27 protein-coding genes, 4 tRNA genes and 1 pseudogene are annotated in these 25,964 nt (G+C 65.4%); 7 read left to right on the forward strand and 25 right to left on the reverse strand.

Translation table 11 applies throughout. The features are described 5' to 3' along the window. Positions 1-136 precede the first annotated feature (136 nt). The 12 genes from UUA_RS07210 to UUA_RS07265 all read right to left on the reverse strand — a co-directional run bounded on the left by UUA_RS07210 (position 137) and on the right by UUA_RS07265 (position 8,971). Positions 137-212 (reverse strand) — tRNA-Thr (locus UUA_RS07210). Positions 213-334: 122 nt separating this feature from the next. Then, positions 335-408: transfer RNA gene (locus UUA_RS07215), tRNA-Gly, on the reverse strand. A 137-nt stretch (positions 409-545) separates the two neighbouring features. Continuing rightward, positions 546-631: transfer RNA gene (locus UUA_RS07220), tRNA-Tyr, on the reverse strand. 278 nt (positions 632-909) lie between these two features. Next, positions 910-1,398, reverse strand: coding sequence for an acyl-CoA thioesterase (locus UUA_RS07225; protein ID WP_007514558.1), 489 nt, complete (start codon positions 1,396-1,398; stop codon positions 910-912). Positions 1,399-1,537: 139 nt separating this feature from the next. Further along, a complete protein-coding gene (gene ychF, locus UUA_RS07230) occupies positions 1,538-2,626 on the reverse strand; it encodes a redox-regulated ATPase YchF (protein WP_008435509.1) in 1,089 nt (362 codons plus the stop codon). Positions 2,627-2,707: 81 nt separating this feature from the next. Further along, positions 2,708-3,289 (reverse strand): aminoacyl-tRNA hydrolase, encoded by a 582-nt coding sequence (gene pth, locus UUA_RS07235; RefSeq protein WP_007514560.1) that lies wholly within the window; start codon positions 3,287-3,289, stop codon positions 2,708-2,710. Positions 3,290-3,343: 54 nt separating this feature from the next. Further along, positions 3,344-4,009 carry a 50S ribosomal protein L25/general stress protein Ctc gene (locus UUA_RS07240; RefSeq protein WP_008435510.1) on the reverse strand — a complete coding sequence of 222 codons (666 nt, stop codon included), beginning with the start codon at positions 4,007-4,009 and terminating at the stop codon, positions 3,344-3,346. Positions 4,010-4,123: 114 nt separating this feature from the next. Then, complete coding sequence (locus UUA_RS07245; protein WP_193385127.1) at positions 4,124-5,065, reverse strand: ribose-phosphate diphosphokinase; 942 nt, start codon at positions 5,063-5,065, stop codon at positions 4,124-4,126. Positions 5,066-5,116: 51 nt separating this feature from the next. Continuing rightward, a tRNA-Gln gene (locus UUA_RS07250) sits at positions 5,117-5,193 on the reverse strand. Between the two features lie 49 nt (positions 5,194-5,242). After that, positions 5,243-6,625 (reverse strand): 4-(cytidine 5'-diphospho)-2-C-methyl-D-erythritol kinase, encoded by a 1,383-nt coding sequence (ispE, locus tag UUA_RS07255; RefSeq protein WP_008435514.1) that lies wholly within the window; start codon positions 6,623-6,625, stop codon positions 5,243-5,245. A gap of 52 nt (positions 6,626-6,677) precedes the next feature. Next, positions 6,678-7,286: a lipoprotein insertase outer membrane protein LolB gene (lolB, locus tag UUA_RS07260; protein WP_008435516.1), complete on the reverse strand. Its 609-nt coding sequence runs from the start codon at positions 7,284-7,286 to the stop codon at positions 6,678-6,680. Beyond that, complete coding sequence (locus UUA_RS07265) at positions 7,283-8,971, reverse strand: tetratricopeptide repeat protein (protein WP_008435518.1); 1,689 nt, start codon at positions 8,969-8,971, stop codon at positions 7,283-7,285. Before UUA_RS07265 ends, lolB begins: the two co-directional genes overlap by 4 nt. A gap of 153 nt (positions 8,972-9,124) precedes the next feature. Between UUA_RS07265 and hemA the strand changes: the two genes are divergently transcribed. The 3 genes from hemA (at position 9,125) to ppk2 (ending at position 12,554) form a co-directional block, all read left to right on the forward strand. Beyond that, positions 9,125-10,402 carry a glutamyl-tRNA reductase gene (gene hemA, locus UUA_RS07270; protein ID WP_008435519.1) on the forward strand — a complete coding sequence of 426 codons (1,278 nt, stop codon included), beginning with the start codon at positions 9,125-9,127 and terminating at the stop codon, positions 10,400-10,402. A gap of 92 nt (positions 10,403-10,494) precedes the next feature. Then, positions 10,495-11,574: a peptide chain release factor 1 gene (gene prfA, locus UUA_RS07275; RefSeq protein WP_008435521.1), complete on the forward strand. Its 1,080-nt coding sequence runs from the start codon at positions 10,495-10,497 to the stop codon at positions 11,572-11,574. Positions 11,575-11,789: 215 nt separating this feature from the next. Continuing rightward, positions 11,790-12,554 carry a polyphosphate kinase 2 gene (gene ppk2 / locus UUA_RS07280; protein WP_008435523.1) on the forward strand — a complete coding sequence of 255 codons (765 nt, stop codon included), beginning with the start codon at positions 11,790-11,792 and terminating at the stop codon, positions 12,552-12,554. Positions 12,555-12,557: 3 nt separating this feature from the next. Here ppk2 and UUA_RS07285 read toward each other — a convergent pair whose 3' ends face one another. The 3 genes from UUA_RS07285 to UUA_RS07295 are packed head-to-tail and all read right to left on the reverse strand — an operon-like array spanning position 12,558 to position 14,583. Then, a complete protein-coding gene (locus UUA_RS07285; protein ID WP_008435525.1) occupies positions 12,558-12,824 on the reverse strand; it encodes an acylphosphatase in 267 nt (88 codons plus the stop codon). Beyond that, positions 12,824-13,309, reverse strand: coding sequence for a TlpA family protein disulfide reductase (locus tag UUA_RS07290; protein WP_008435527.1), 486 nt, complete (start codon positions 13,307-13,309; stop codon positions 12,824-12,826). The genes UUA_RS07285 and UUA_RS07290 overlap by 1 nt, the downstream gene beginning before the upstream one ends. After that, positions 13,306-14,583 (reverse strand): YihY family inner membrane protein, encoded by a 1,278-nt coding sequence (locus UUA_RS07295; RefSeq protein ID WP_008435528.1) that lies wholly within the window; start codon positions 14,581-14,583, stop codon positions 13,306-13,308. Before UUA_RS07295 ends, UUA_RS07290 begins: the two co-directional genes overlap by 4 nt. A gap of 106 nt (positions 14,584-14,689) precedes the next feature. On the opposite strand from UUA_RS07295, the gene wrbA reads away from it, so the two are divergent. Continuing rightward, complete coding sequence (gene wrbA / locus UUA_RS07300) at positions 14,690-15,292, forward strand: NAD(P)H:quinone oxidoreductase (RefSeq protein WP_008435529.1); 603 nt, start codon at positions 14,690-14,692, stop codon at positions 15,290-15,292. After that, a complete protein-coding gene (locus UUA_RS07305; protein WP_008435531.1) occupies positions 15,289-15,663 on the forward strand; it encodes a DUF2069 domain-containing protein in 375 nt (124 codons plus the stop codon). The genes wrbA and UUA_RS07305 overlap by 4 nt, the downstream gene beginning before the upstream one ends. A gap of 161 nt (positions 15,664-15,824) precedes the next feature. On the opposite strand, the gene UUA_RS19295 is transcribed toward UUA_RS07305, so the two are convergent. From UUA_RS19295 to UUA_RS07330, 9 genes and pseudogenes are all read right to left on the reverse strand, one after another. Next, entirely contained in the window at positions 15,825-16,604 is a 780-nt protein-coding gene (locus UUA_RS19295) for a COG3904 family protein (RefSeq protein ID WP_155943247.1), read from the reverse strand. 64 nt (positions 16,605-16,668) lie between these two features. Next, a pseudogene (locus tag UUA_RS07310) lies at positions 16,669-17,133 on the reverse strand (DUF2321 domain-containing protein); the annotation flags it as partial. Positions 17,134-17,381: 248 nt separating this feature from the next. Further along, on the reverse strand, positions 17,382-17,708 hold the full coding sequence (locus UUA_RS19300) for a hypothetical protein (protein WP_155943248.1): 327 nt from the start codon (positions 17,706-17,708) through the stop codon (positions 17,382-17,384). 67 nt (positions 17,709-17,775) lie between these two features. Further along, positions 17,776-18,231 (reverse strand): hypothetical protein, encoded by a 456-nt coding sequence (locus UUA_RS07315; protein WP_008435534.1) that lies wholly within the window; start codon positions 18,229-18,231, stop codon positions 17,776-17,778. A gap of 80 nt (positions 18,232-18,311) precedes the next feature. Beyond that, the gene (locus UUA_RS19305; protein WP_155943249.1) at positions 18,312-18,593 is read right to left on the reverse strand and encodes a hypothetical protein; all 282 of its coding nucleotides are present in this window, start codon (positions 18,591-18,593) and stop codon (positions 18,312-18,314) included. Between the two features lie 96 nt (positions 18,594-18,689). Further along, positions 18,690-19,166, reverse strand: a complete 477-nt coding sequence (locus tag UUA_RS07320) for a hypothetical protein (RefSeq protein ID WP_008435536.1) — start codon at positions 19,164-19,166, stop codon at positions 18,690-18,692. A 79-nt stretch (positions 19,167-19,245) separates the two neighbouring features. After that, positions 19,246-19,446, reverse strand: a complete 201-nt coding sequence (locus tag UUA_RS19310; protein ID WP_155943250.1) for a hypothetical protein — start codon at positions 19,444-19,446, stop codon at positions 19,246-19,248. A 254-nt stretch (positions 19,447-19,700) separates the two neighbouring features. Continuing rightward, complete coding sequence (locus UUA_RS19315; RefSeq protein WP_155943251.1) at positions 19,701-20,156, reverse strand: hypothetical protein; 456 nt, start codon at positions 20,154-20,156, stop codon at positions 19,701-19,703. 201 nt (positions 20,157-20,357) lie between these two features. After that, complete coding sequence (locus UUA_RS07330) at positions 20,358-21,143, reverse strand: acyl-CoA thioesterase (RefSeq protein WP_008435539.1); 786 nt, start codon at positions 21,141-21,143, stop codon at positions 20,358-20,360. Positions 21,144-21,245: 102 nt separating this feature from the next. On the opposite strand from UUA_RS07330, the gene UUA_RS07335 reads away from it, so the two are divergent. Further along, entirely contained in the window at positions 21,246-22,886 is a 1,641-nt protein-coding gene (locus tag UUA_RS07335) for an acyl-CoA dehydrogenase family protein (RefSeq protein ID WP_008435541.1), read from the forward strand. Between the two features lie 227 nt (positions 22,887-23,113). Next, positions 23,114-23,605: an asparaginase domain-containing protein gene (locus UUA_RS07340; RefSeq protein ID WP_007514349.1), complete on the forward strand. Its 492-nt coding sequence runs from the start codon at positions 23,114-23,116 to the stop codon at positions 23,603-23,605. A 98-nt stretch (positions 23,606-23,703) separates the two neighbouring features. On the opposite strand, the gene UUA_RS07345 is transcribed toward UUA_RS07340, so the two are convergent. Further along, on the reverse strand, positions 23,704-25,830 hold the full coding sequence (locus UUA_RS07345; protein WP_008435544.1) for a M4 family metallopeptidase: 2,127 nt from the start codon (positions 25,828-25,830) through the stop codon (positions 23,704-23,706). Positions 25,831-25,964: the final 134 nt, after the last annotated feature.

Genomic DNA, 25,964 nt, shown 5'->3' on the forward strand with positions numbered 1-25,964 from the left:
GTGACCAATCGTGCCGACGTTGACGTGCGGCTTGGTGCGTTCGAATTTACCCTTTGCCATGCGCGCTAAACCCCGATGGAGTCAATGAATTGAAAGAAAACGCCCGTTTCAGGGCCGGCCATGACGGCCGAAGGAATGGTGCTCATGACAGGAATCGAACCTGTGACCTCTTCCTTACCAAGGAAGTGCTCTACCGACTGAGCTACATGAGCGGAAGTTTTAGCCATCCTCCATGATGGCGAAGATCAAGACCGGCGTCCTGCCGGACTCTTCAAAAAGGCGTCGACTTGTGCAGCACATGCAACGTCAACCTGGCTTGGCAGGGGCAGCGCAATGGAGCGGAAGGCGGGAATCGAACCCGCGTAATCAGTTTGGAAAACTGATGTTCTACCATTGAACTACTCCCGCTCTGTGCGGAACTCCTGCCGGACATCCTGTCCCTTCCCTTGCGGGTCGCGCCGCTCTCGCGTCGCGTATCGGGGCGCTCCTGCGACCCGGTGAAACCTGCCATCGATTGAAGCGGCCAATCCGATGTCAACTTGCTCTGGTGGAGGGAGGTGGATTCGAACCACCGAAGGCGTAAGCCAGCAGATTTACAGTCTGCCCCCGTTGGCCGCTTGGGTATCCCTCCAGAATCTTCTTTGTCCTGAGTGTTGCGTGCCGCCTGCACCCGGAAGGTGGATGACTTCGGGCATCCTGCCCTCCGCCCCTTCGAACCCGCCCGTGGACTGATCGAGCCCGTTCCAGGCAAACCATCGAAGGCGCAGGCCGGCAGATTGGCGGTCCGCCCTTGTTGGTCGCTTGGTTATTGCTCCAACAAAGAACGCGTATTGTGTGGATCGAGCCCCGAACTGTCAACACCTTGCGGCGGTGATTCGGTGCCTGCCGGCGATCTGCGCCCGGCTTCTGTCAGTCCGGCGAAGCCGCGTGCAGGTCGACCAGTTGCTCCATGCCCTTGGACAGTTCCAGCAACCGCCTGGCCCGCGCCTGCAGCCGCCGTTCGTCGTCGTCGTGCGGCTCCCAGTGCGGCACCGGCGTCGGTTTGCCGTCCGGGCTGTCCAGCGCCACGAAAACCATCACGCAGCTGGTGGCCAGGCGCTGCTCACCCTTGCGCAGGTCACGTGCCAGCACGTCGACCGCCAGGTGCATGCTGCTGGTGCCGGTGTGGATCAGGCGGGCCCGCACCGTGACCAGATCGCCGATCAGGATCGGCGCCACGAACTGGATCCCGCTGACCGAGGCGGTGACGCAATACGCCCCGCTCCAGGCCACCGCGCAGGCGTAGCCGGCCTGGTCGATCCATTTCATCGCCATGCCGCCGTGCACCTTGCCACCGAAATTGACATCGGTGGGCTGGGCGAGAAAACGGAACGTCACTTCCTGCTGTTTACCGGGCATCGGCTGGCACCTGTCGACGGGATTTCTAGCTTGGCATTATGCCCTGACCTGGAAGGCAATTCGCACGGCCGCGCCAGGCTTCGCCCAATGCCGCCCGCGCCTGCTCCGAAGCCACCGATACCGGTCGCGGCGACGGCACTCAGACGTTGAACAGGAAGTGCAGCACGTCGCCGTCCTTGACGATGTAATCCTTGCCCTCCTTGCGCAGCCGGCCGGCCGCCGCCGCGCCGGCCTCGCCCTTGTACTGGATGAAGTCGTCGTAGCCGACCGTCTCGGCACGGATGAAGCCGCGCTCGAAGTCGGTGTGGATCACCCCGGCCGCCTGCGGCGCGGTGGCGCCGCGCTTCACCTGCCACGCGCGCACTTCCTTCACGCCGGCGGTGAAATAGGTCTGCAGGTCGAGCAGCTTGTAGCCGGCACGGATCACCCGGTTCAGGCCGGGCTCGTCCAGGCCCATGTCCTTCAGGAATTCGTCGCGGTCAGCCTCGTCCAGCTGTGCCAGCTCCTCCTCGATCGCCGCGCATACCGGCACCACCTCGGCGCCTTCGCTCACTGCGCGTTCGCGCACGGCGTCCAGCAGCGGGTTGTGCTCGAAGCCGTCGTCGGCGACGTTGGCGATGTACATCAGCGGCTTCAGGGTGAGCAGGAACAGGTCGCGCACCAGCGCCTTCTCTTCTTCGTCCAGCCCGGCGCTGCGCGCGGAGCGGCCCTCGTTGAGCGCGGCGGCCAGCTTTTGCAGCACCGGCTTGCGCGCCAGCGCCTCCTTGTCGTTCGCCTTGGCCGCGCGCTCGGCGCGGTTCAGCGCCTTGTCCACCGATTCCAGGTCGGCCAGCGCCAGCTCGGTGTCGATGGTCTCGATGTCGGCGATCGGGTCGACCTTGCCGGCGACGTGGATCACGTCGCCCTCGAAGCAGCGCACCACGTGGGCGATCGCGTCGACCTCGCGGATGTGTGCCAGGAACTTGTTGCCCAGGCCCTCGCCCTTCGACGCGCCGGCGACCAGGCCGGCGATGTCGACGAACTCCACCGCAGTTGGCACCACCTTCTGCGGATTGACAATCTCCGACAGCGCGTTCAGGCGCGGGTCCGGCACCGGCACCACGCCCACGTTCGGCTCGATCGTGCAGAACGGGAAGTTCGCCGCGGCGATGCCGGCCTTGGTCAGCGCGTTGAACAGGGTGGACTTGCCGACGTTGGGCAGACCGACGATGCCGCATTTGATGCCCATGGATTGGATTCCGGGAAGAGGGAATGGGGAGTGGAGAACAGGAACGACGGGATACGGAACGCCTTGGCGATTCGCTATTCCCTATTCCCTGCTCGTATGCAACAACTGCATCGCCTTGTCGAACTGGCCGGTCGCCGCCAGCGGCAGCACGTCCAGCGCGCGGCCGATGCCGTCGAGGATCGCATCCTCGTCCGATGCCGAGGGTCGGCCCAGCACCCACGGCGTGACCTGGTCTCGGTGACCGGGGTGGCCAATGCCCACGCGCAGGCGATGGAACTTGCCGTGGCCGAGGTGGCCCACGATGTCGCGCAGACCGTTCTGGCCGCCGTGGCCGCCGTCGAACTTCAGACGCACGGTACCGGGCGGCAGGTCCAGGTCGTCGTGCGCGACCAGGCACTCGTCCGCTTCGATCTTGTAGTAGCGCAGCGCCGAGACCACGGCGATGCCGCTCTTGTTCATGAAGGTGGCCGGCTTCAGCAGCCACACCGGTTCGCCGCCGAGGCGCACGCGGCAGCTTTCGCCATGCAGCTTGCCGTCGAAGGCGAAGCGCTCGCCCTGGGCGCTGGCGAGGGCATCAACTAGCCAGAACCCGGCGTTGTGCCGGGTTCGGAGGTATTCGGCACCGGGATTGCCCAGCCCGACGATGAGTCGCAAACCAGCCATGCGGACAAGCAGCAGTGTCGGCCCGCGCTCCGTCGGAGCGCGGGCCGACGCGGCTTACTTCTTGTCGTCCTTCTTGGCCGGCGCGGCGGCGGCCGGAGCCGGCGCAGCAGCCTCGGCGGCCGGTGCTTCCTCGGCCTCTTCCTGCACCGTGTTGGCCGTGACCACCGCGGTGTCGTGGCCTTCGCCGCCATGCAGGGCGACCAGCTCGACGTTCTTCGGCAGCTTCAGCTGCGACAGGTGGATGATGTCGCCGGGCTTCAGGTCGGCCAGATCCAGTTCGATGGACTCGGGCAGATCCTTCGGCAGGCAGGTGATTTCCACTTCGGTCAGGTTGTGCGAGATCACCACGCCGGAGGTCTTCGCCGCCGCGGACTTCTCCTTGTTCAGGAAGTGCAGCGGCACGCTGACGCGGATCGCGGCCTTCTCGTCCACGCGCAGGAAGTCCATGTGCATCATCAGCTGCTTGAACGGATGCTTCTGCCAGTCGCGCACCAGCACCTTCTGCACCTTGCCGTCGACGTTCAGGTTGAGTACCGAGGAGAAGAACCACTCGTTCTTGGCGGCGAGCAGGATGGTGTTGTGCTCGATCTGGATGCTCTCGGGAGCCTGACCGGCGCCGTACACCACGGCCGGCACGAAGCTCGCGCGACGCAGGCGGCGGCTCGCACCTTTCCCCTCGTCCTTGCGGCTTTGCGCCTTGATTTCATGAGTCTTGGACATTTCGTTGCTACCTTGGTTTGTGAAGAACCGCCTCGCGGCGATTTCGTGACTTTCCCGCGACCAGAAAAGCCGATGGTGCCGGGCGGCCAGGCCGCGACGGCGAAATCTATGGAATCAATCCACGTACAGCGAACTCACCGACTCACCGAAGGCGATGCGGCGAATGGTTTCGGCCAGCAGCTCGGCGACCGAGAGCTGGCGGATCTTGGCGCAGGCCTGCACTTCCGGGCGCAGCGGCAAGGTATTGGTGACCACCAGCTGGTCCAGATGCGAGTTCTCCAGGTTGCTGATCGCCGGGCCGGACAGCACCGGGTGCACGCAGTAGGCGACCACCTTGCGCGCACCGCGCTCCTTCAGCGCGGCAGCGGCCGCGCACAGCGTGCCGGCGGTATCGACGATGTCGTCGACCATCACGCAGGTCTTGCCGTCGACGTCACCAATGATGTTCATCACGGTGGAGACGTTCGCGCGCGGGCGGCGCTTGTCGATGATCGCCAGGTCGGCGTCGTCCAGCCGCTTGGCGATCGCGCGGGCGCGCACCACGCCGCCCACGTCCGGGCTGACCACGATCAGGTCGTCCATGCTGTGGCTGCGCCAGATGTCGGCCAGCAGCACCGGCGAGGCGTACACGTTGTCGACCGGAATGTCGAAGAAGCCCTGGATCTGGTCGGCGTGCAGGTCGACCGTCAGCACCCGGTCGACGCCGGCGGCGCCGATCATCCTGGCCGCCAGCTTGGCGGTGATCGGCACCCGCGCCGAACGCGGCCGGCGATCCTGCCGGGCGTAGCCGAAGTACGGGATCACCGCGGTGACGCTGGCCGCCGAGGCGCGCTTCAGCGCGTCGGTCAGCGCCAGCAGCTCGAACAGGTTGACCGCGCTCGGTGCGCCGGTCGGCTGGATCACGAACACTTCCTGCTTGCGGACGTTCTCCTCGATCTCGATCTGCACCTCGCCGTCGCTGAACGTGCCGACCAGCGCCTTGCCCAGCGGCACGCCCAGGCGGTGGGCGACGTCTTCGGCCAGCGCACGATGGGCGTTCCCGGTAAACAGCATCATCGGAGTGGACGTGTCCACAGTAGTTACCTCGAAACAAAAGCCATCATGAAATGGCTGGGGCGGCAGGATTCGAACCTGCGAATGCGGGAATCAAAATCCCGTGCCTTAACCAGCTTGGCGACGCCCCAGTGATATGTGTGTATCTGCCGTGTCCGATCTGTCTCTAGTCGCCAACAGTCACGCCGCGCCCCGATGGCGCGCCGCTGCCTCATGCAGGGGCGACACGTCGACGCCCGTGGCCAGGTGCGCCGTGAACGCCGCCGGGCATTGCCGCGCCACCGCCTGCGCCCGCTCCAGCGAACGCAGTTCCAGGAACACGCAACCGCCGCTGCCGGAAAGCCGCGCCTGACCGAAGCCGCCCAGCCAGTCCAGCGCCGCGGCCACCCGCGGGTGCCGCGCACGCACCACCGGCGCGAAGGCGTTTTCGGTCGTTTCGCCGGAAACAAAGGATGAAATTGTCGCCCGCGGCGCATTTCGTGTCAATTCAGGCGCTTGAAACAACGCGGCGGTCGGCACCGGCTCGTGCGGGTCGAGCACCACATAATGGCGCGCCGGCAAGGCCAGCGGGGTGAGTCGTTCACCGACACCCTCGGCCCAGGCCGAACGGCCGCGCACGAACACCGGCACGTCGGCGCCGAGCCGGCGGCCCAGTTCCGCCAGCGCCTCCTCGTCCAGGCCCAGTTGCCACAACTGGTTCAGCGCCACCAACACGGTCGCCGCGTCGGAACTGCCACCGCCCAGCCCGCCGCCCATCGGGATGCGCTTGTCCACCGCGATATCGGCGCCCAGCGCGGTACCCGCGTGTTCCTGCAGCAGCCGCGCCGCGCGTACCACCAGGTCGGCGGACTCGGGCACGCCCGCCACCTCGCGCGTGCGCCGGATCGCGCCGTCATCGCGCACGCGCAGGCGCACCTCGTCGCCCCAGTCGAGCAGGCGGAACACCGTCTGCAGCTCGTGGTAGCCGTCCGCGCGCCGCCCGGTGATGCGCAGGAACAGGTTCAGCTTGGCCGGTGCCGGCCACACCGTCCATGCGCCGGGCACGAGCGGCGCCAGCGGCCGGCTCATGAACACGCGCAGTTCGTCAGGGAAGCCGTTCTCTCGGTCGCGATCGCGCGCGAACGCAAACGCCGGGTCGTTCTTGTCGACCACGGCAAAACCGTGCTTCGCGTAGAACGGCGCATTCCACGGCACCTCGGCCAGGGTGCCCAGGCCCACCCGCCGGTAGCCGGCTTCGCGCGCCCACGCGCAGGCGTGCTCGAGCAGCGCCGCGCCGATGCCGCGCCGACCGTACGCCGGCAACACGTCGATCTCGGCAATGCCGATCGCGCCATCGGCCAATTCGGTGTCCAGCCAGACGAAACCGACCGGCTCACCGGCTTCATCCCGCGCCACCCAGACCAGGCCGCGGTCGATCGCCTGGCGCAACAGTTCCGGCGGGATCGACACGGCCGAATAGCTGGGCCATGCCGGATGCCCGCGGAACAGCTGCACCGCCTCGCGCTCGATCGCGCACAGGGCTTCAACCTCGCTCGGCTCGGCGCGTTCGATCGGGAAAGACATGCTCGGGTTCCGGTGCGGCGACGACGGCCAGCGGGGCGCCAAGCCTAACCGATCAGCGGAATTGCCAGGACTCGATCGACAGCTTCACCTTGTACGGCGGCTTGCCGGCGAACAGCTTGGTTGGCAGCGGCGGCTGGCGGGCGTCGTCCCACTCGCGGTAGTCGACCGTCCAGCCATCCTGCTGCAGCAGCGAGGGCAGCCGGTTCTCGCCGAAGCTCAGCTCGGCCGGGCCGCTGTCCGCGCGCAGGCCGAGCACCCAGGCACGCAGATCGCGCAGCGGCACTTCCCAGCCGAGCGCCTTGTGCATCAGCGCCTCCGCATCGGGGCCATGCAACGGGCCATGCTCCACGCCTTCCAGCAGGGCGCCGTGCGGACCGCCGCTGAGGCGGAAATTCATGCCGCTGATCGCCGGCCCGCGCAGGGTGAACTCGTACTGTTCGCCGTCCTGGGTCCAGCTGAAACTGCCGCTGCCGCCGTCCTTGCCGTTGGAGACGCCAAGCCGGCCCTGCAGCACCCAGTGGTCGGCCTGCGCCAGCGCCCGTTCGCGCGCAAGCTGCGCGCCGAGCAGGCCGGCGTCACCCTTCACGCGTACCGCCGGCGGCACGCAGGCGGCAAGCAGCAGCGGCAAGGCGATGGCGAGGAAACGCAGCTGCCGCCTCATGGATGCAACCGCTTCAGGGTTTCCTGCAAGGCGACGTTGTGCGGGTCGAGCTTGCGCACCTCGTCGAAGACCCGCTGCGCGTCGCGCTGGTGGCCCTGCTTCCACAGCACTTCGCCCAAGTGCACGCCGACGTCGGCGTCCTTGCGCGCCAGCCAGGCGCCGCGCAGGGTCTGCGCGGCCTGCTCCAGGTTGCCCTTGCGGTACTGCAGCCAGCCCCAGGAATCGGCGATCGCCGGGTCGTTCGGCTTCGCGGCGCGGGCGGTGCTGATCAGCCGCTCGGCCTCGGCCAGGTCGCGGTTCGCGTCGGCGAGGGTGTAGCCCAGCGCGTTGCTGGCGTCGACGTCGCCGGGCTTGATCTTCAGCAGCTGCTGGAAGTCCTGCACGGCCTGATCGACCTGGCCGGCCTCGGCATAGGCCAGGCCGCGCCCGTACAGCAGCCCGGGGTCGTTCGGCACGACCTGCAGCGCGTGGCTGAATGCGGCCTCGGCCTTCGCGTAGTTCTGCTCGCGCAGGTACAGCTCGGCATCGGCCTGCCAGGCCTGCCGCAGCTGCTCGGGCTGGTCGAGATAGGCCAGCTGCAGCTGCCCCATCAATTCGTGCGCCTCGGCGCGCTTGCCCTGCGTGTGCAGGATCAGCGCGCTGCGCAGATCGGCATCGAACGCATGCTCGTCGGTGTCGCCCACCTGGTCGTACCAGGCCAGCGCCTCGGCCTCGCGATGCTGCATCTCGGCCAGCTGGCCGAGCAGGTACGCGCTGCTTTCGCGGATCTCCGGCGACGCGTGCTGCAGTTCCCGGTACAACGCGGCCAGCGCCTTGCCGTCCTGCTCGTGCGCGGCCAGTCCGGCGCGCATGGCGTAGGTGTCGGCGTTCTGCGGGCCGCGCGCCAGCAGCCGGCCGGCGCCGGCGTAGTCACCGGCCTGGCCGAGCATGCCGGCGTAGGCCAGGCGCAGCTGGATGCTCTGCGGTTCCTTCGCCAGCGCCTTCTGCAGCAAGGCGCGGGCGCCGTCACGGTCGCCGTCCTTGAACTTCATCTGCGCCGCCCAGGCGTAGGTCTCGGCGCTCTTGAACCGCTGCATCGCGGCGTCGGCGATCTGCACGGCGTAGGCGTGCCGGCCGAGGCGATCACCCAGTTCGCTCATCGCCAGCCAGGCGTGCGCGTCACCGGGCAGGCGCGACGGCGTCGCCAGCGCCTCCAGCAGGCGGGCCGCCTGGGCCTGGTCGCGGGCACCGACCAGCACACGGCCGAACTGGCGCCAGGCATCCTTGTCGCCGGTACCGATCAGGAACTCCAGCTGGCGCCGCGCCTCGGCGGCATCGCCACGATCCAGCGCCAGCTGGGCGCGTGCCTGCGCCAGCGCGGCGGGTTTGGCGCCCAGCGTCTGCCAGCGCTGCAGCGCACGTTCGGCAGCAACGTCGTCATGCACGGCGATCGCCAGACCGGCGGCGCGCTCGGCCACCTGCGGGTCGTTGCTCAAGGCCATCGCCTTGTCGTAGTGCGCGGAGGCCGCCTTCAGGTCGGTGCGGGTCAGCGCCATCTCGCCGGCCAGCAGTTGCGCCAGCACGTCGTGGTCGGCATCGGGGGTGACCACCGTCAGCTGCGCCAGCGGTTGCGGCGTGGCGATCGTCTCCGGGGCGGAACGCCGTGGCGCATCGGCGCAGGCGGCCAAGCCCAGCGCGAGCATCATTACTGCCGTAAAATGCCGCAGTTGCTTGAACTTGCCGGCCCCGCTCCGCACACTATTGTCCATCCACATGCCTGCTCTGGTCACCGCCTGGCGACGTCGCGTCAAGCTTAGCCTACGCCGCCGGATCCCTGCCGCCGAGATGTTCCGACCACCATGCCGTTGATCGCCCTCGGGCTCAATCACCTCACCGCGCCGGTCAGCCTGCGCGAGCAGGTGGCGTTCGACACGGACGCCGCCGGCGAGGCCCTGCACGAGCTGGCCCGCGAGCCCGGCGTGGAAGAGGCGATGATCCTGTCCACCTGCAACCGCACCGAGCTGTACGTCGGCGTCGCGGCGGGCGCGGAGGACATCCCGCAGGCGTGGCTGAATCGTCATCACCATCTGACCCCCGGCAAACTGGATGAGTTCCTGTATCGGCACGACGAGGACGATGCGGTGCGCCACATGTTCCGCGTCGCCACCGGGCTGGACTCGATGGTGCTGGGCGAGCCGCAGATCCTCGGCCAGGTGAAGGACGCCTACCAGCTCGCACGCGAGGCGCAGTCGCTGAAGGCGCCGATGGACCGCCTGCTGCAGCACACCTTCGCGGTGGCCAAGCGGGTGCGCACGGACACCCGCATCGGCGCGCACACGGTGTCGGTCGCGTTCACCGCGGTGCGCCTGGCCGAGCAGGTGTTCGCCGACCTGAAGCACGCCTGCGTGCTGCTGATCGGCGCCGGCGACACCATCGAGCTGGCCGCGCGGCACCTGGCCGAAAAGCAGGTGCGTCGGCTGATCGTGGCCAACCGCACGCCGGAAACCGCGCAGGAACTGGCCGGCCGCCACGGCGGCTACGCGATCGCGCTGGCCGACCTGCCGCAGCACCTGGCTGAAGCCGACATCGTGATTTCCTCCACCGCTGCGCGGCAGCCGATCGTGACCCGCGCAATGGTCGAGCGGGCGATGGCCGCGCGCAAACGCAAGCCGATGTTCATGGTCGACATCGCGGTGCCGCGCGACATCGAGGCCGGCGTGGGCGAGTTGCCCGACGTGTATCTGTACGGCATCGACGACCTGCGCCAGGTGATCGACGACAACCTGCGCTCGCGCGCCGCCGCCGCGCACGAGGCCGAGGCGATCATCGACCTGCAGGTGGAGCGCTACATGGCCTGGCGCCGCGCGCTGACCCTGAAGAACCCCGCCCTCGACATGCGCCAGCACGCCGAGGTCTACCGCGACGAAGTGCTGGGCAAGGCCCGCGCGATGCTGGCCCACGGCAAGTCGCCCGACGAGGCGCTGGCGTTCCTCGCCAACACGCTGACCAACAAGTTGCTGCACCACCCCAGTGCGCGCCTGCGCGAAGCGGCGCTTTCCGGCGACCTCGACCTGCTGCACGCGGCAGGCCGGCTCTACGGGCTGGACGACGAACAGGCCGGAATGCGGGACGAGTAGCGAGGGCGGCTTGCTGCCGCCCGCCGTGCACGTCCGCAATGATGGAGCCGCGTCCGCTTCATCACCCGTCCCTCTACCATCGCCAGCAGCCCATGACCCCATCGATCCGCCGCAAGCTCGAGGCACTGGCCGAGCGCCATGAGGAAATCGGCCTGCTGCTGTCGCAGCCCGAGGTGCTCGGCGACAACACGCGCTTCCGCGAGCTGTCGCAGGAATACGCCCAGCTCGAACCGGTCGCCGCCTCGCTGCGCGAGCACGACCAGGCCGAGCGCGAGCTGGCCGAGACCCGCGCGATGCTGGACGACCCCGAGCTGGGCGAGATGGCGGTCGACGACGTGCATCGGCTGGAGCAGCGCCTGCTCGATCTCGACGACGCACTGCAACTCCTGCTGCTGCCGAAGGACCCGCGCGACGAGGCCAACCTGTACCTCGAAGTGCGCGCCGGCACCGGCGGCGACGAGGCGGCGATCTTCGCCGGCGACCTGCTGCGCATGTACCTGCGCTACGCCGAAAGCCGCCGCTGGCACGTCGAGATCCTCAGCGAACACACAGGCGAGCACGGCGGCTACAAGGAGGTTGTGGCGCGCATCGAGGGCAAGGGCGCCTACTCGCGGCTGAAGTTCGAATCCGGCACGCATCGCGTGCAGCGCGTGCCGGAAACCGAGTCGCAGGGGCGCATCCACACCTCGGCGGCGACCGTGGCGATCCTGCCGGAGCTGGACGAGATCGACGACGTCGAGATCAACCCGGCCGACCTCAAGGTCGACACCTTCCGCGCGTCGGGCGCCGGCGGCCAGCACGTCAACAAGACCGACTCGGCGATCCGCATCACCCACCTGCCCACCGGCACCGTGGTGGAGTGCCAGGAAGAGCGCAGCCAGCACAAGAACCGCGCCCGCGCGATGAGCCTGCTGAAGGCGCGCCTGCTCGACGAGGCGCAGAGCAAGCAGAGCGCGGCGCAGGCGCAGGAACGCCGCCTGCAGGTCGGTTCGGGCGACCGCAGCCAGCGCATCCGCACCTACAACTACCCGCAGGGCCGGATCACCGACCATCGCATCAACCTCACCCTGTACCGCCTGCCCGAGATCATGCAGGGCGACCTGGGCGAACTGATCGACACGCTGACCCGCGAACACCAGGCCGACCTGCTGCAGGCGCTCGGCAGCGCCTGACAACACCGTCACGGGGTGTCGGGTTAACCTGCACAGCAAATCTCCTTGTCGTCACGGCAGGCCGGGGCACCCTGCGCCCCCTCCCCGTGTCGTCATTCCGGCGCAGGCCGGAATCACTCTTGCCAGTGTGCGAAAGTCAAGTGCGATTCCGGCCTTCGCCGGAATGACGAAGTGGAGAGGTTTGAGGTGGAGAGGTTTGAAGGCTGGAGAACCCCATGGGCAAGCGCTACCGCAACGCGATGAAGGAACTGCAGCTCGACCTGATCCGGCTGCAACGCGGCCTGCGCAGCAGCGGCAAGCGGCTGCTGGTGATCTTCGAGGGCCGTGACGCCGCCGGCAAGGGCGGCACCATCAAGGCCATCACCGAAAGCCTGGACACCCGCGGCTACCGCATTGCCGCCCTCGGCAAGCCCAGCGAGACCGAAACCACCCAGTGGTACTTCCAGCGCTACGTCGCCCACCTGCCGAGTGCCGGCGAGTTCGTGCTGTTCGACCGCAGCTGGTACAACCGCGCGGTGGTGGAGCCGGCGATGGGTTTCTGCAGCGAGGCGCAACACGAGGCGTTCCTGGACGCCGTGCCGGCATTCGAGAAGCTGCTCGCCGACGACGGCATCATCCTCCTCAAGTACTGGCTGGCGGTGGACCAGGCCGAGCAGGAACAACGCTTCGCCGAGCGCGCCGACGACCCGCTGAAACGCTGGAAGCTGTCGCCGGTGGACCGGGTCGCGCGGCAGAAGTACGCCGAGATGGGCCGGCTGCGCGACGTGATGATCGAGCGCACGCATGCCGAGCATGCGCCGTGGTTCGTGGTCGATTTCAACGATCAGAAGCGCGGCCGGATCAACCTGATCCGCCACCTGCTGCAACAGGTACCGTTGCACGAGGAAGCCGTGCCCGCGCTGAAACTGCCGAAGCTCAAGGGCAAGCCGAAGACCGAGCACGTCACCGACCAGGCGCTGTGGGTGCCGGCCACGTTCTGAGCCTCAGGCCGTATGGAAGCCGTGCAGATCCTGCTCCGGCAAGTCCTCGCGGCTGAGCGTATCGACGCGCGCCACCGGCGGCCCCTGCCGCAACCAGCGCTCCAGCGCATCGAGCGCCGCCGGCTCGCCGCAGGCGAGCACCTCGACGCTGCCGTCGCGCCGGTTCACCGCATGGCCGGCCACGCCAAGCGCCAGCGCCTGCTCGCGGGCACTGGCGCGATAGCACACGCCCTGCACCCGGCCGCCGACGATGAAGCGCGCGGTCGGCATCACTTGCCTCCGATCAGGCCTTCCAGCGACGCCTCGGTCACCGGCCCCACGATGTGTTTGGCCACCTTGCCGTCGGGGTCGATCAGGTACGTCGTGGGCAGGCCGCGCGGTTCGTCGAAATCCTTCGGCGGCTGGTCCAGGCTGACCTGGGCGATCGGGTACGCCACCGGATGCTTGGCCAGGAACGCCTTGATGTCGGCCGGCTCGCTGTCCTCGTAGGCCAGCCCGATCGCGGTGACGTTGTTGTGCGCGGCGACGAAGCGCGAGATGTCCGGCATCTCCTTGATGCACGGCACGCACCAGGTCGCCCAGTAGTTGACGATCACCCACTTGCCGCGCTGCGCGGCCAGGTCGAAGGTCTTGCCGTCCAGCGTGGTGACGTGCAGGGTCGGCTGCGCCGGCATCGCCGCCTGCGCCGGGGTGGCGAACGCCAGTGCCGCGGCCAGCACGGCAACCGGAGCGGTGAAGGATGAAAACAAGCTCATGCGGGGAGTTCCTCGGTGTCAGCCGCCGGGTCGGCGGCAGGGGGATAGATCTGGTCGAGCCGGGTGCCCAGCTTGGCCTGCAGCGCGGCGGCCAGTTCGGCCAGCAGCGCCAGCAGCTCCGGCGGCAGCGCGATGCCCAGCGCGGTCGCCTCCTCCTGCGGCTGCAGCGGCAGGCGGTAGTCGGTGTGCCGGTACACGCGCAACAGGTCGGTGCTGTCCAGGCTGCGGCACAGCAGCCAGCCGCCGGTGTCGCCGCGGCGGATCAGCTCGGCCTGCTGCAGGTCGTCGAAGTAGTCGGCGATCAGCGCGCTGCGCAGGTACGGCTCGCGCACGCGCAAGTCGGCCGGGTCCACGCAGTCGCCGCTGCGCTGCGCCTCGACGAAATGCCGCAGCACCACCAGCAGCCCGAGAAATTCGGCGCCTTCGGGCAGCGTCTGCATCGGCGCGTGGTATTCGAACGCGGACGCCGAGGCAGCGATCGACGCGGCCAGGATCACGATCACCCACGACAGGTAGATCCACAGCAGGAAGATCGGGATCGCCGCCAGCACGCCGTAGATCTGCTGGTAGGTCTGCGCCTGCTGCACGAACTGGCCGAAGCCCCAGCGCGCGATCTCGAACAGCACCGCGCCGAGCAGCGCGCCGATCGCCGCGTCGCGGCGCGATACCTTGCAGTTCGGGATCACCGTATACATCAGCCACAGCGTGAAGAACGTCACCAGGAACGGCAGCGTGCCCAGCAGGCTCTGGGTGACCCCGCTGAGCTGGTCGGCGGCGCTGTGCAGCAGCGGCGCGGCGGTCACGTACGAGGTCACCGCGATGCCGCCGACCACCAGGATCGGCCCCAGCGTCAGCGCCGCCCAGTACAGCAGCAGGCGCGAACCCCAGCTGCGCGGCTGGTGCACGCGCCAGATCCGGTTCAGCCGGTCCTCGATGCTGATCATCATCGCCAGCGCGCTGAACAGCATCACCAGGATGCTGATGCCGGTGAGCTTGCTGGCATTCGCCGCAAACCCCAGCATGGTCGCCTGCACCGCCTCGCCGGTCGACGGCACGAAATTGTTGAACACGAAGTTGATCAGCGTGTCGCGCGCCGGCTGGAACACCGGGAACGCCGAGAACATCGCGAACACCGCCACCGTCAGCGGCACCAGCGAGACCAGGGTGGTGTACGACAACGCACCCGCCGTCTCGAAGCACTTGTCGTCGACGAAGCGCTGCCAGATGAAGCGGCTGAAGCTCTTCGTGCGTTCGCGGTTGAAGCGCCGGATCATCGCTGTCCTTTCGCTGGCGGCCCGGGTGGACCACCAACATCGTGGGTACCGGCCGGTACACTAGCGTATTGGCTGTGAATGCCTCAAACGCACGAGTCGACGCCACATGAATCACGAGATCCTGGTCCTGTACTACAGCCGCAGCGGCCACACCGCCCAGCTGGCGCGGCTGCTCGCCCGCGGCATCGAGGAAGTGCCCGGCATGCGCGCGCGCCTGCGCCAGGCGCCGCCGGTGGCGCCGGTGACCGAAATCGCGCAACCGCCCGAGCCCGAGGACGGCGCGCCGTACGTGCAGAAGCAGGATCTGCTCGACTGCGTCGGGCTGGCCATGGGCAGCCCCACCCGCTTCGGCAACATGGCCGCGCCGCTGAAATATTTCCTCGACACCACCGGCGCCGAATGGGCCAGCGGCACGCTGGTCGGCAAGCCGGCGGCGCTGTTCACCTCCACCAGCACCATGCACGGCGGCCAGGAATCCACGCTGCTCTCGATGGCGCTGCCGCTGCTGCATCACGGCATGCTGCTGCTCGGCGTGCCGTATACCGAGCCGGCGCTGACCGCCACGCAAAGCGGCGGCACACCCTACGGCGCCAGCCACGTCACCGGCGCCAAGGGCGACAACCCGATCAGCGAACACGAACGCGAACTGGCCCGCGCGCTGGGCCGCCGCCTGGCCGACGTGGCCCGCCGCCTGGCGGACACGCCATGACCGCCGCCACGCGCGCGCCGATCCTGCCCGTCTATCGCGTCGGCCTGGCCGCCTGGGCCTTGCTCGTCGTGCTGCAACTCGCCTGGCATGCCTGGCTGGTGCCGCCGCAGAGCATGTCGCTGACCCTGCTGCTGGCGATCACCGTCGTCCCGCTGCTGCTGCCCCTGTTCGCCCTGCGCGACGTGCGCCGCGCCCTGCTCTGGGTCGGCATCCTCAGCCTGTTCTACTTCTGCCACGGCGTGTCCGAGGCCTGGAGTTCGGCGGGCGAGCGCTGGCTGGCGATCGCGGAGATCGTGCTGACCGTGTTGCTGATCGCGGCGCTGGGCGCCGGGGTGAGGCGGCGACCTGCTTCGCCGCCAAAGCACGATTGAGCGGCAGCGTCACGTTTGGTCGCCACCATCAACTCGGTGGAAATCAGGGGCGGCGACCAAAATTCACTTCCTGACCGTTGATCAGGTGAACTTCTCGCCATTCAGCGGAAGACCTTGCGCGAGACGGCGTGGCAAAACAAGACCTGACCCTTGGCTCTTCACTAAGACTCATTTAGGTAAAGCTTCTTTGCGCGAACGCCCGCCGCCTCGAGTGCTTTCTTCCCCAGAAGCGATTGAATGATCGAATTTCGAAGCGGAATAAAAATTGCCTCAATGCACTCTCGGTTTTGTCTGTATTTCATCAGAAAGGTTGAATTGTCGATTTCACAGCGACGTATCGCCTGCTCCTCTGCAACCGGAGCTAAGAAACCAAGGTCTTCGTAGTCTCCAGATGTAAAGACGTAGCCCCGCGTAGAAGGAAGAGACATCATCTTGTCGATGATGCTACTTGAGACACCCTTTTCGGTTAAATATGCCCGAGAGGCAATAGCAGCGGCGCTCTGACCTTGAATTTGCTGGAAGTGCTCTGCGGAACTTGCCGCAGTTTTGTCCAAATAGGGCCTATGAACAATTACGTCGCCCGCACTAATTCGAACCTGAGCCGAAGCAAAAATGTAAAAGCAAGCACTAGCACATACTTCGCTTTGTTTGACTAGAGCAGTCCAACCGCTAGATTCGACAATCTGTGCAATCTTGATTGCTTCCGATACAGAGCCTCCCGGAGAAGATAGCTGGATGTTATTGGTAACTAGATACTCAGCAGGATTGTTGCGTATCCAATCTGTTAGGTTTTTTGCATCCCCATCTTTGATTTCGCCTTCTAGTTGCAGTGTAGATGGTCCGATTGAATTTCTCGGAATGAAGGTAAATTCAGCTGCCTTTACATTCGAGGCGCCAAGAATCGAGATCAAAAGCAGAGTTTTTAATGGCATGGTGCGCATGTGCATTCTCAGAGCCCTAATGCTGGAGTTAACCGGCGGCGAAGCCGTCTACCTTGAAGGATTGTTAGGAGCCGGAGCCCCATAGCGCCTTCTTGGCGGCTTCGCTAAGAACGTCGACGATGATTTCTCGAACGCCAGATGCTACGGACAAGCCAACCTTTGCCATTGCTTTCTTGAAGCGAATTGACGCTATTTGGACACCGGGACTATCCATCGTCAGTACCGCTAAGTCTTCCCGAAATTGAGCGAGCTCCTTGTTCGTTAGCACGCCATCCGTTTCGAGCAGCTCAATCGCTGCAGCCATCTTACGCTTCGTCCATGGAAAGGCGGCACCGCAGTTATAACAATGAGGTGGAGGCTCGTATTTGCCACCTAGCGTGATGACGCCTTCGACATGGTAGTAACCACGTATTTGCGCCTCGCATTCAGGGCAAATCGTAGTCGTGAGTTCACCGCAACGCGAACAAAATTTTTCGCGGAGTTCTGGCGATATATCGGCCGAGGTAGTGGACACGTGGCCGTTGGAGCAAACTTCCGCGACACTTTAAATTCCCATAGTTGAAATTCCTAACGAGGCTCTAGAAAAAGTACCTTGACGCGGATTCGCATGACTTCAGGGGATACTTGAACCCTTCCCGACAGGCTGCGCGGCGATTGTAGAACGTTTTGTGAGGTCGCTTTTCTCCTGCCTGGCGATCAACTTACCCAACAGGGGTTTTTCTACAACTTCAACGCTTGAGTTAAGTGGCGGCGTAGCCGTCCGCCTTGGACAAATAGTTAGACAGCTTCGCCGCCGGAAGCCTTGCCTGCCTTTGTTGCTTTTGCATATGCCACCAAGACTGAAAGCGAAAGGACGACTGGCACAATGAAGCTTGAAACAAGTGGCGAAACTAGAGCCGGAAAATTTTGGCGCAAGAGGTGAATGACCGCTGCGTCGACTATCCAGACTGCAATGAAACCGAGCAGAAACGGAAACCATTTGTACTGCAAACGGAACATGCCACGGCACACCAGAAAGGTGACTGCCCACCATAAACAAACGCTCGGAAGGCAGTATCCCAGCAGTCCCGCAATATACGCGGCCATTGATGCAGGCACTTCCATAGACACTCTCCTTGCTGTTTAACGCTTGAGTTAAGCGGCGGCGTAGCCCTCCGCCTTGAACAAAATGTTAGACCGCCGCCTGCTTAGCGCGCCAATTCGCGATCTTTCTGCTTGTGAATGCGTACTGGCCAGGATGCGATGCGCCGGTACAAAGTAAAAAATTCTCAAGAGCGCGGGTGAGCATAGCGGCTGCCTCGTGCTCAAAGTCAATGTGTAGATCTTGGCCCGAGCATATGTGCTTTAGCTCATGCTTGGCGCGATTGCGGAGCTGTGCAAAGTCACGTTCTATAGCGTCGCGACCCCAGACCACCTTGAAAGTGTCAAGGAGCTCACGGAGCGTCCGCTTGAGCGAAGACTCTAGACCTTTTTCCTCAGCGATCTTGCCGAGCAACTCTTCAGCAGCGCCAGCTAACGTGATTACGGCCGGATACTCTTGACCCTGCATGTAAAAGCGCAGAGCAACCTCAAGCTGAGAGCGGGCGAGCTCTTGCTTTGGAATGCGCTGGTATGCAGAGGAAGTCATAGCGTCTGACGCTGGAGTTAAGCGGCGCGCGAGTTTCCCGCGCAACCGCTTGGACGACCGATTAGGCGCTTGCCTGCCAGCTACTTCTCGACGCATTTGAAGTGCAGCGTGGCGCTACCTTCGCGAACGAATGGAATCGCATGGTCGGCTTTTACGTCAACGGTTTCAACCGCCTTTCCCTCGCGCGAGCAAAATTCGTTTGCCTCTTTGTAGATATCCAGCTTAACCCCCTCCGGGGTGCCGAAAATGCCGGCTGCACTTTGCTTCGAGATTAGGTACGTTCCGCGATCTGCTGGCACTACCCCTGTGGATGCGCATGCGGCAAGCAGCAGTACGCATAGTGCGAGGAAGGAGAGTTTCATAGTGCGTCCCCTGTTAAGAGAAATCGAATGGGCGCCAATTGTGGCACCTCACGCTGGAGTTAAGCGGCGACGTAGCCGTCCGCCTTGAACGAATAGTTAGACCTGTAGCTGGAACTTGCCAAGAATTTCTCTGGCGTTGATGAAGTAGTCCATGCATTGCATTGCAAAAAGCGAGAGGTTGCTCGGATTAGATTCTTCGACGCCTATTTCATGTAGCCATGTGTGCGCCCAGCTCATCTGATTTCGTGGATTGGCTGGAAATAGGAGCTTGGAAAGGTCTGCCATCGCAGCGCGTAAATGAGACATTAAGTCTAATGCGGAGGAAGTTGCGTCTGGAGGAAACATTAGTTTTTCTAGCGCTTCCCTGACTTTGTTGAAGTCATTGTTTTTCTCTGCAGCAGACATAATGGCCATAATGAGGGCGGCCGCCTGATAAATCTTGGCTTTGTTTTGGAAGTTCTGAGTGGTGAGTTTATCCATAACCAGGCTGGACCTCTGGATATGCGGCTGCTCGACCATTTCTTCGAACAAGATCTCAGCTAGATCAGTTGGAGAGAGAGTGGCCCGTTCCAAGGTGTGATCTCCGGGTGGCGTCTAACGCTTAAGTTTAGCGGCGCATGCGACGCGCCCGCTGAGATAGATGGTTAGGCAGCTAGCCTGACCATTGCCCGACGCGTTTCAGAAAGCTAATGGCTTCGCCGCGCAGTGGTTCCTCCAATTCTCGGGGATCCATATCCGTACTTTTAAGCATGATATGGCCACCATCAGCCCGAATTGCTTCTCGCAGACGCTGCAGCCTCTGCCGTTTCTCCAGCCACTTCTTCAGTTCATAACTTGGCTCATTTTGGTTCACGCGAACTCCGTTTGCCTAACGAGGTTGTAGAAAAAGTGGTGGCAGCGCAGAGAGCCGGAAATATGGCCGACTAGTTGCCTGCGACAATTCAATTCTGAGTCCATTTCGATCCGCGACGCGTGATTGAGGCGCGTACGTGGGCATCAGAGATGCAAAGTCATAGATCATGGACTTTTTCTACAACCTCAACGCTTGAGGTAACCGGCGCGAACCCGCGTAGCGGGTTTGCGTCCGGTTGACCGAACTGTTAGCACTCAACTCGGCCGCCTGACCGGAATGAGCAACTCGCGGTTGCTACCCGAATGAACAATAACAGCATAGACCAAACCGCTTTGGTGCTCAGCAAAGACGGCAGCTTGCTCTACGAGACCGCACCAACGCTTGCCCGGCTCAAGCTCGTAAGGAAGGCCTTGGCCGCCGCCCGGGCGAGGAACAAGGCCGACGTGCTGATTGCGCTTACGCGCAAGGCGATGAAAGATAGATTTGTAGCTGTAGAAGGCGAGATGGGTGAGAGTTGTGAGCTTGCCCCCACGATTGATGACCTCGACCAGAATGTTTTTTGTGTCCGACCTATCACCTGCTTCTTGCATATTGGGCTGCGCCCTGACGGACAAGCGCTTACCGGATGTAGCCCACTTGTAAATGTCCCAGCCAAGAACGGCTGTAGCAATCGAGGCGCCCCACCACGCTGCAATGTCGGAAGCTGTCATTGAGTGCTAACGCTAAGTAGATTTCAAAATGCAGTGTATTCCTGCAGCCTATCCGTGTTCTCCCTATAAACACTGCAACAGGAACCCGGATGAATCAAGGACCTGATCGTCCGGCTGCAGCCTAATCCTGCAATCTAATCCTGCCTCGTTGGCCCACTGGCCAGTGCCGCAAGCATCAGTATACGAGGGACTGTAGTCCCCTCACCCAAACACCACCATACTCTGCCTGCTCAAGGCCACCGGTTCCCCACCCGGCCCCCACAGCATCACGCTCTGGTTGGTGTAGCCGTCGCGGGCGGCGATCAGTTCGGCGTCGACGCGCCAGTCGTCCAGGCCGAGGTCGTCGTAGCGGTCGCGCAGCAGTTCGAGCATCCAGGTGAGCGAGCTGCCGGGGGTGGGCGCGGCGAACATCGACAGGGCGATCGGCGGGATGAAGTCGGCGAAGGCGAGCACGTGGGTTTCGTCGACGGGGCCGTCGTCGCGCAGGGAAAGCTGCAGCACGCTGTCGCGCTGGCGGCCGCCGCTGAACGGCAGGTCGCCGCGCAGCCAGCGGGCGCGGAAGTGCTGGGTGAAGGAGGGCATGCGGCCTTCGACGTAATGCAGTTCCTGCGGCGTCGTGGCCGCGACGGGCGGTTGTTCGGGCTGGAAGTCCAGCGTCGAGGGACGCGCGCTGCCGAATACGCCGAGCAGCCGGCACAGCGTCTGTTCGCCGTCGCACAGGCTGGCCTCGACCTGGATGACGCTGCGCCCTGCGCGCAGCAGCCGCGCGCGGATGGCCACGCTGCCGGCCGGCACCGGCGCGATGAAAGTCACCTGCAGGGTGCGCAGCAGCATCTCCGTCGGTACCAGCTCGCGCATCGCACGCAGCGCAAGTGCCGCCTGCAGGCCGCCGAAGGCGCTGCGTCCCTGCAGCCAGTCCTCGCTGACCGTAGCCTGCCAGCCGTCGCCATGGCGCGTGACCGCCTGCATCGCTTCGGAAAATCGCATGGATGGTGCCTGCGCCGGGGAGTGGCTTTCGATGATGCCAGCGCGACGCACCGAACGCCCGCATGCCTATACTCGACACCTCGACTCTGGTCGGAGCGCGCCATGGCCTTCCTGCAGGATCCGCCGCAACTTCCCCACCCGTATCGCAGCGACCGCCTGCTGCTGGCCTGGCTCGACCGCGCACTGCCGGCCAACCGCCGCGCCGCGCTGGATGCCGATCTCGACGCGTTGGGCGACTACGCAGTGATGGCCTGGCAGCGCGCAGGCGCCACCACGCGGCGCAAGCCGGTGCTGACGCAGTGGGACGCGTGGGGACAGCGGGTCGACCGCATCGAGCTGACGCCGGCGTGGCAGGAGGGTGCGGCAATGACGACGCGCCACGCCGTGCTCGCCGCCGGCCACGGCGACAGCGAGCACGCGCGGCTGGAGGAATTCGCCCGGGTCTACCTGTATCACCTCGCCAGCGAGTTCTACACCTGCCCACTGGCGATGACCGACGGCGCCGCCACCGCGATCAAGGCCTCCGGCAACCGCGAGCTGATCGAGCGCGCGCTGCCGCATTTCCTCAGCCGTGATCCGGCCACCTTCTGGCTCAGCGGCCAGTGGATGACCGAGACCGCCGGCGGCTCCGACGTGGGGGATACCGAAACCCGCGCGCGGCAGGACGCCGCCGGGCAATGGCGGCTGTACGGGCGCAAGTGGTTCAGCTCGGCGGTGGTCGGCGAGGCCGCGCTGGCGCTGGCGCGGCCGGAAGGCGCCGGCAGCGGCGGCGCGGCGCTGGCGCTGTTCTACGTCGAGACGATGGACGGCGCGCGGCGCCGGCCGGAGCTGATCGTCGACCGGCTGAAGGACAAGCTCGGCACGCAGGAACTGCCCACCGCGGAGATCCACCTGGACGGCCTGCCCGCCTGGCCGCTGGGCGAGCTGGCCAACGGCGTGCGCCAGGTGGCGCCGGTGCTCAACGTCACGCGCAGCTGGAACGCGATCTGCGCGGTCGCCAGCATGGCCCGCGCGATCGCCCTGGCGCGCGACTTCGCCGAACACCGGCGCGCGTTTGGCCGTCCGTTGATCGAGCAGCTGCTGCATGCGCAGACGCTGGCCGACCTGCAGGCGCAGTTCGAGGGCGCGTTCGCGCTGGCGTTCGAGGTGGCCCACCTGCTCGGCCGGGTCGAGCATGGCGCGGCTGCTCCGCACGAGGCGGCGCTGCTGCGCCTGCTCACCCCGCTGGCCAAGCTGTGGACCGGCAAGCTGGCGGTGGCGATCTGCTCGGAGGCGCTGGAATGCTTCGGCGGCGCCGGCTACATCGAGGACACCGGCCTGCCGCAACTTCTGCGTGACGCGCAGGTGTACGCGATCTGGGAAGGCACCACCAACGTGCTGTCGCTGGACAGCCTGCGTGCGCTGGCCGGCGACGGCCTGGGCCCCTTGCGCACGGCCTGCACCGACTGGCTGGACGGCGGCGACGACATGCACGCGGCCAGCGCGATCCGGCAGACGCTGGACGCCGCCGCGCGCTGGCTCGACCGGCATGCGGCCGCACGCGACACGCTGGAAGCCGGCGCGCGCGGCCTTGCCTTCACCCTGGCGCGCTGCGCCGCGGCGGCGCTGCTGGCACGCCAGGCCAGCTGGTCGAGCCGCCGCGGCGACCCACGCCCGGCCGCAGCCCTGCACCGCTTCGTTGACCTCGGCCTCGACCGGCTGGTGACCCCGGACGCGGACAACACCGCCTTGCTGCTGGGCTGACGCGCACCTGCAGGGCCGTTCTCCACACACCTCGCCACGAGGCAAAGATCAAAAGCGGCGGGCGGTGCCCGCCTACGAAGCTGGGGTAAACGGCTTTTGGTATAGGAGCCCGCTTGCGGGCGATGCTCTTCCATGTGTGGCCAAAGCATCGCCCGCAAGCGGGCTCCTACAGGCACGCCGGTGTCGGCACGGGCTAAAATGGCGCGACTTTCCCACGGCCCACCGACATGCAGCACCTGACCATCGTCACCACCGGCGGCACCATCGACAAGATCTACTTCGACGACAAGTCGGACTACAAGATCGGCGCGCCGCAGATCGGCGAGATCCTCGGCCAGCTCGGCGTGGCGTTCCAGTTCGACGTGATCCCGATCCTGCGCAAGGACAGCCTGCACATGGGCGCCGAGGACCGCGCGCTGGTGCGCTCGACGATCGAGGCGCAGCCGCACCGCCACGTGCTGGTCACCCACGGCACCGACACCATGGTCGAGACCGCGCGCGAACTGGCCAGCATCAAGGGCAAGGTGATCGTGCTGACCGGCGCGCTGAACCCGGCGCGCTTCCAGGGTTCCGACGCGGTGTTCAACATCGGTTGCGCGGTGGCCGCGGTGCAGACCCTGCCCGACGGCGTCTACATCGCCATGAACGGCCGCGTGTGGGATCCGGCCAAGGTGCGCAAGAACCGCGACGCCAACCGCTTCGAGGAAGTGGCCGGCTGAGCCGCGCATGAAAAGGCCCGGTCGATCCGACCGGGCCCGGCTTGACGATCACTGCTCCTTGGGTAAAACGACGGACCGTCCGTGGCCCGCCAGGGGGCTTACCAGGTGGCTTTCAGCGACACGCCGGAGAACGCCGTGTAGCCGCGCACCTTGATGTAGTACGTGCCCGAGGCCGCGCTGAACGAGCAGGTTTCGTTGTTGCCGGTCAGGTACGGGCGGCAGTCGTAGCTGGTGGTGGTCGGTGCCAGACCCTTCTTCACGTACAGGTCCGCATCGCCGGTGCCGCCGGAGGTGGCGATGGTCAGGTTGCTGCCCGCCGGCACCGTCACCGTATAGCTCAGCTCCTGGCTCGCCGAACCGGCCAAGCCAGTCACCGGCACGCCGTTCTGCAGACCGCCGGTACCGCCGCCGGTGCTGTAGGACGCCTTGACGGTGACGCCGGAGTACGCCGAGTAGCCGTGCACCTTGATGTAGTACTTGCCGGCACTCGGCGCGGCCACGCTGCAGCTTTCCGCATTGCCGGTCTTGTACGGGCGGCAGTCGTAGCTGGTGGTGGTCGGCGCGCTGCCGAACTTGGTGTACAGGTCGGCATCGCCGGTGCCGCCGGAGATCGACATCACCAGGTTGCTGGCACCGGTCGGCACGGTGATGAAGTAATCGTTGTCGGCACCTGTCGCACCCGACACGCCGGTGACGCCCACGTTGTTCTGCAGTTCGGTGGTGGTGCCGCCACCGCCGCCGCCCGCGCAGGCCACGCCCACCCCGGCGAACGCGGTGGTCACATCACTCTTGTTGTAGACCAGATCCTGGGCCGCCGATTCCACCCCGCAGGCGCCGGAGTTGAAGCTGGTGGTGGCATTCCAGTAAACCTTGTTGGCCAGCGCGAACACCTGGAAGGCCTTTTTGGTATCCCAGCCGGCGGTCTTGGCCAGCAGGCAGAACGCCTTGTTGTACACGCCGCTGCTGTAGTGCACGTCCATGGTGGAAGTGAAGTTGGCGGCATTGTCGATCGAACCGCCATCCTGGGTCGGCGTGCACATCCAGCGCAGCGCGGTACCGCTCTTCATGATGTCGGCGCCGACCAGCCAGTCGTTGCTGCCGCGGTCGAAGAATTCGGCCGCCTCGCCGGCGATGTCCGAATACGCCTCGTTGATGCCGCCTGACTGCCCTGAGTACTGCAGCGCGGAGTGCTGCTCGGTGTAGCCATGGCTGATCTCGTGGCTGGTCACGTCCAGCGACACCAGCGGGTAGAACGTGCTGGCACCGTCGCCGAAGTACATCGCCGTGCCGTTCCAGAACGCGTTCTCGTAGTTCAGTTTGTAGTGCACGTTCATCACCAGCTGGAAGTTCAGCGGCGCCACGCCGACGTAGGCCATGTACATGTCGTGGGTCACGCCGCCGAAGTGGTGGGCGTCGTTGACCGGCGAGTAGGCGCCGTTGATCGCGTCGGTGTCGCTGTTCGGGCAGGTGAAGCTGACCACCGAACCGGTGGTGCCCTGGCGCAGGTTGTTGGTCTTGACGTTGGTGTTCTGCAGCGTGCAGGTGCTGCCGGACTGGGTCACGTCGAGTGCGGCGTAGTTGGTGCCGTAGAGGTACTTGCCGGTCTTTGTGTTGCCGCCGGGACCAGTGGCGGAAGCATCAGTCAGACCGTTCCAGCTCTGGATCACTTCACCGGTGTTGGCGTCGACGATCGCGGTCGGGCGCGACGGATTGGCGCCGCCGACGAAGTAGGACACGCGGTAGACCAGGCGCGCCGTGCCGTTGTCCTGCGGGTAGACGAACAGGTCGGTCTGCTCGTTGCCGACCGTGGCGCCGCCGGCCAGGCTGGTGTGCGCATGCGACCGCAGCGCAGCGAGGGCACGGCCGCCATCCAGCTTCGGTGTGACCGAAGCCAGGCCGAGCTGACCTTCCGGCATCAGTTCGCCAGTGGCGCGCAGCGCGTTGCCGCTGGCGTCCTGCACCACGGCAATGCTGCGGCCGTAGACCGGCACGCCGCGGTACATCTGCTGCTGACGCACCACCTTGTGCCCGTTGGCAATGGCGGCGGCGCCACGCGGCGCCAACGACATGTTCTGGCCGAGGTTGAGGTGGGCGGCCAGCGAGCTGACCGGTACCGCGCCGAGATTCTGTGCACGCAAGGTCTTCGTGTTGGCAGCGGTGGCCACCGATGCGGTAGCCATGCCGATCGCGGCCACCAGCAGCTTCAGACGGTAATGATTGGGCATTGAAAAACTCCTAGACACTATTTTCGGGACAAACGGGCCCGATGCGGCCACGTAGACCCCATGCAGAATTGCCGTGCTCGGCACGGCCCCTTTTTTTCGTGTGCTGTCTAGCGATCCCAAACTACGTCCCGAAC

It is taken from the genome of Rhodanobacter thiooxydans LCS2, assembly GCF_000264375.1.
GTDB classification, from domain to species: domain Bacteria; phylum Pseudomonadota; class Gammaproteobacteria; order Xanthomonadales; family Rhodanobacteraceae; genus Rhodanobacter; species Rhodanobacter thiooxydans.

Bases quoted from the DNA above. Each gene is read 5' to 3' on its own strand.
- UUA_RS07285 (WP_008435525.1), bottom strand. From the start codon at position 12,824: ATGCCGACCGCGCGCTTCATCGTCGGCGGCCGGGTGCAGGGCGTGTGC.
- UUA_RS07340 (WP_007514349.1), top strand. From the start codon at position 23,114: ATGCAGCACCTGACCATCGTCACCACCGGCGGCACCATCGACAAGATC.
- UUA_RS19295 (WP_155943247.1), bottom strand. From the start codon at position 16,604: ATGCGCACCATGCCATTAAAAACTCTGCTTTTGATCTCGATTCTTGGC.
- prfA (WP_008435521.1), top strand. From the start codon at position 10,495: ATGACCCCATCGATCCGCCGCAAGCTCGAGGCACTGGCCGAGCGCCAT.
- UUA_RS07345 (WP_008435544.1), bottom strand. From the start codon at position 25,830: ATGCCCAATCATTACCGTCTGAAGCTGCTGGTGGCCGCGATCGGCATG.
- UUA_RS07245 (WP_193385127.1), bottom strand. From the start codon at position 5,065: ATGATGCTGTTTACCGGGAACGCCCATCGTGCGCTGGCCGAAGACGTC.
- lolB (WP_008435516.1), bottom strand. From the start codon at position 7,286: ATGAGGCGGCAGCTGCGTTTCCTCGCCATCGCCTTGCCGCTGCTGCTT.
- UUA_RS07265 (WP_008435518.1), bottom strand. From the start codon at position 8,971: ATGATGCTCGCGCTGGGCTTGGCCGCCTGCGCCGATGCGCCACGGCGT.
- UUA_RS07290 (WP_008435527.1), bottom strand. From the start codon at position 13,309: ATGAGCTTGTTTTCATCCTTCACCGCTCCGGTTGCCGTGCTGGCCGCG.
- pth (WP_007514560.1), bottom strand. From the start codon at position 3,289: ATGGCTGGTTTGCGACTCATCGTCGGGCTGGGCAATCCCGGTGCCGAA.
- wrbA (WP_008435529.1), top strand. From the start codon at position 14,690: ATGAATCACGAGATCCTGGTCCTGTACTACAGCCGCAGCGGCCACACC.
- UUA_RS07295 (WP_008435528.1), bottom strand. From the start codon at position 14,583: ATGATCCGGCGCTTCAACCGCGAACGCACGAAGAGCTTCAGCCGCTTC.
- hemA (WP_008435519.1), top strand. From the start codon at position 9,125: ATGCCGTTGATCGCCCTCGGGCTCAATCACCTCACCGCGCCGGTCAGC.
- UUA_RS19315 (WP_155943251.1), bottom strand. From the start codon at position 20,156: ATGACAGCTTCCGACATTGCAGCGTGGTGGGGCGCCTCGATTGCTACA.
- UUA_RS07225 (WP_007514558.1), bottom strand. From the start codon at position 1,398: ATGCCCGGTAAACAGCAGGAAGTGACGTTCCGTTTTCTCGCCCAGCCC.
- UUA_RS07240 (WP_008435510.1), bottom strand. From the start codon at position 4,009: ATGTCCAAGACTCATGAAATCAAGGCGCAAAGCCGCAAGGACGAGGGG.
- UUA_RS19300 (WP_155943248.1), bottom strand. From the start codon at position 17,708: ATGGAAGTGCCTGCATCAATGGCCGCGTATATTGCGGGACTGCTGGGA.
- UUA_RS07315 (WP_008435534.1), bottom strand. From the start codon at position 18,231: ATGACTTCCTCTGCATACCAGCGCATTCCAAAGCAAGAGCTCGCCCGC.
- UUA_RS07305 (WP_008435531.1), top strand. From the start codon at position 15,289: ATGACCGCCGCCACGCGCGCGCCGATCCTGCCCGTCTATCGCGTCGGC.
- ppk2 (WP_008435523.1), top strand. From the start codon at position 11,790: ATGGGCAAGCGCTACCGCAACGCGATGAAGGAACTGCAGCTCGACCTG.
- ychF (WP_008435509.1), bottom strand. From the start codon at position 2,626: ATGGGCATCAAATGCGGCATCGTCGGTCTGCCCAACGTCGGCAAGTCC.
- UUA_RS07330 (WP_008435539.1), bottom strand. From the start codon at position 21,143: ATGCGATTTTCCGAAGCGATGCAGGCGGTCACGCGCCATGGCGACGGC.
- UUA_RS07335 (WP_008435541.1), top strand. From the start codon at position 21,246: ATGGCCTTCCTGCAGGATCCGCCGCAACTTCCCCACCCGTATCGCAGC.
- UUA_RS19305 (WP_155943249.1), bottom strand. From the start codon at position 18,593: ATGAAACTCTCCTTCCTCGCACTATGCGTACTGCTGCTTGCCGCATGC.
- ispE (WP_008435514.1), bottom strand. From the start codon at position 6,625: ATGTCTTTCCCGATCGAACGCGCCGAGCCGAGCGAGGTTGAAGCCCTG.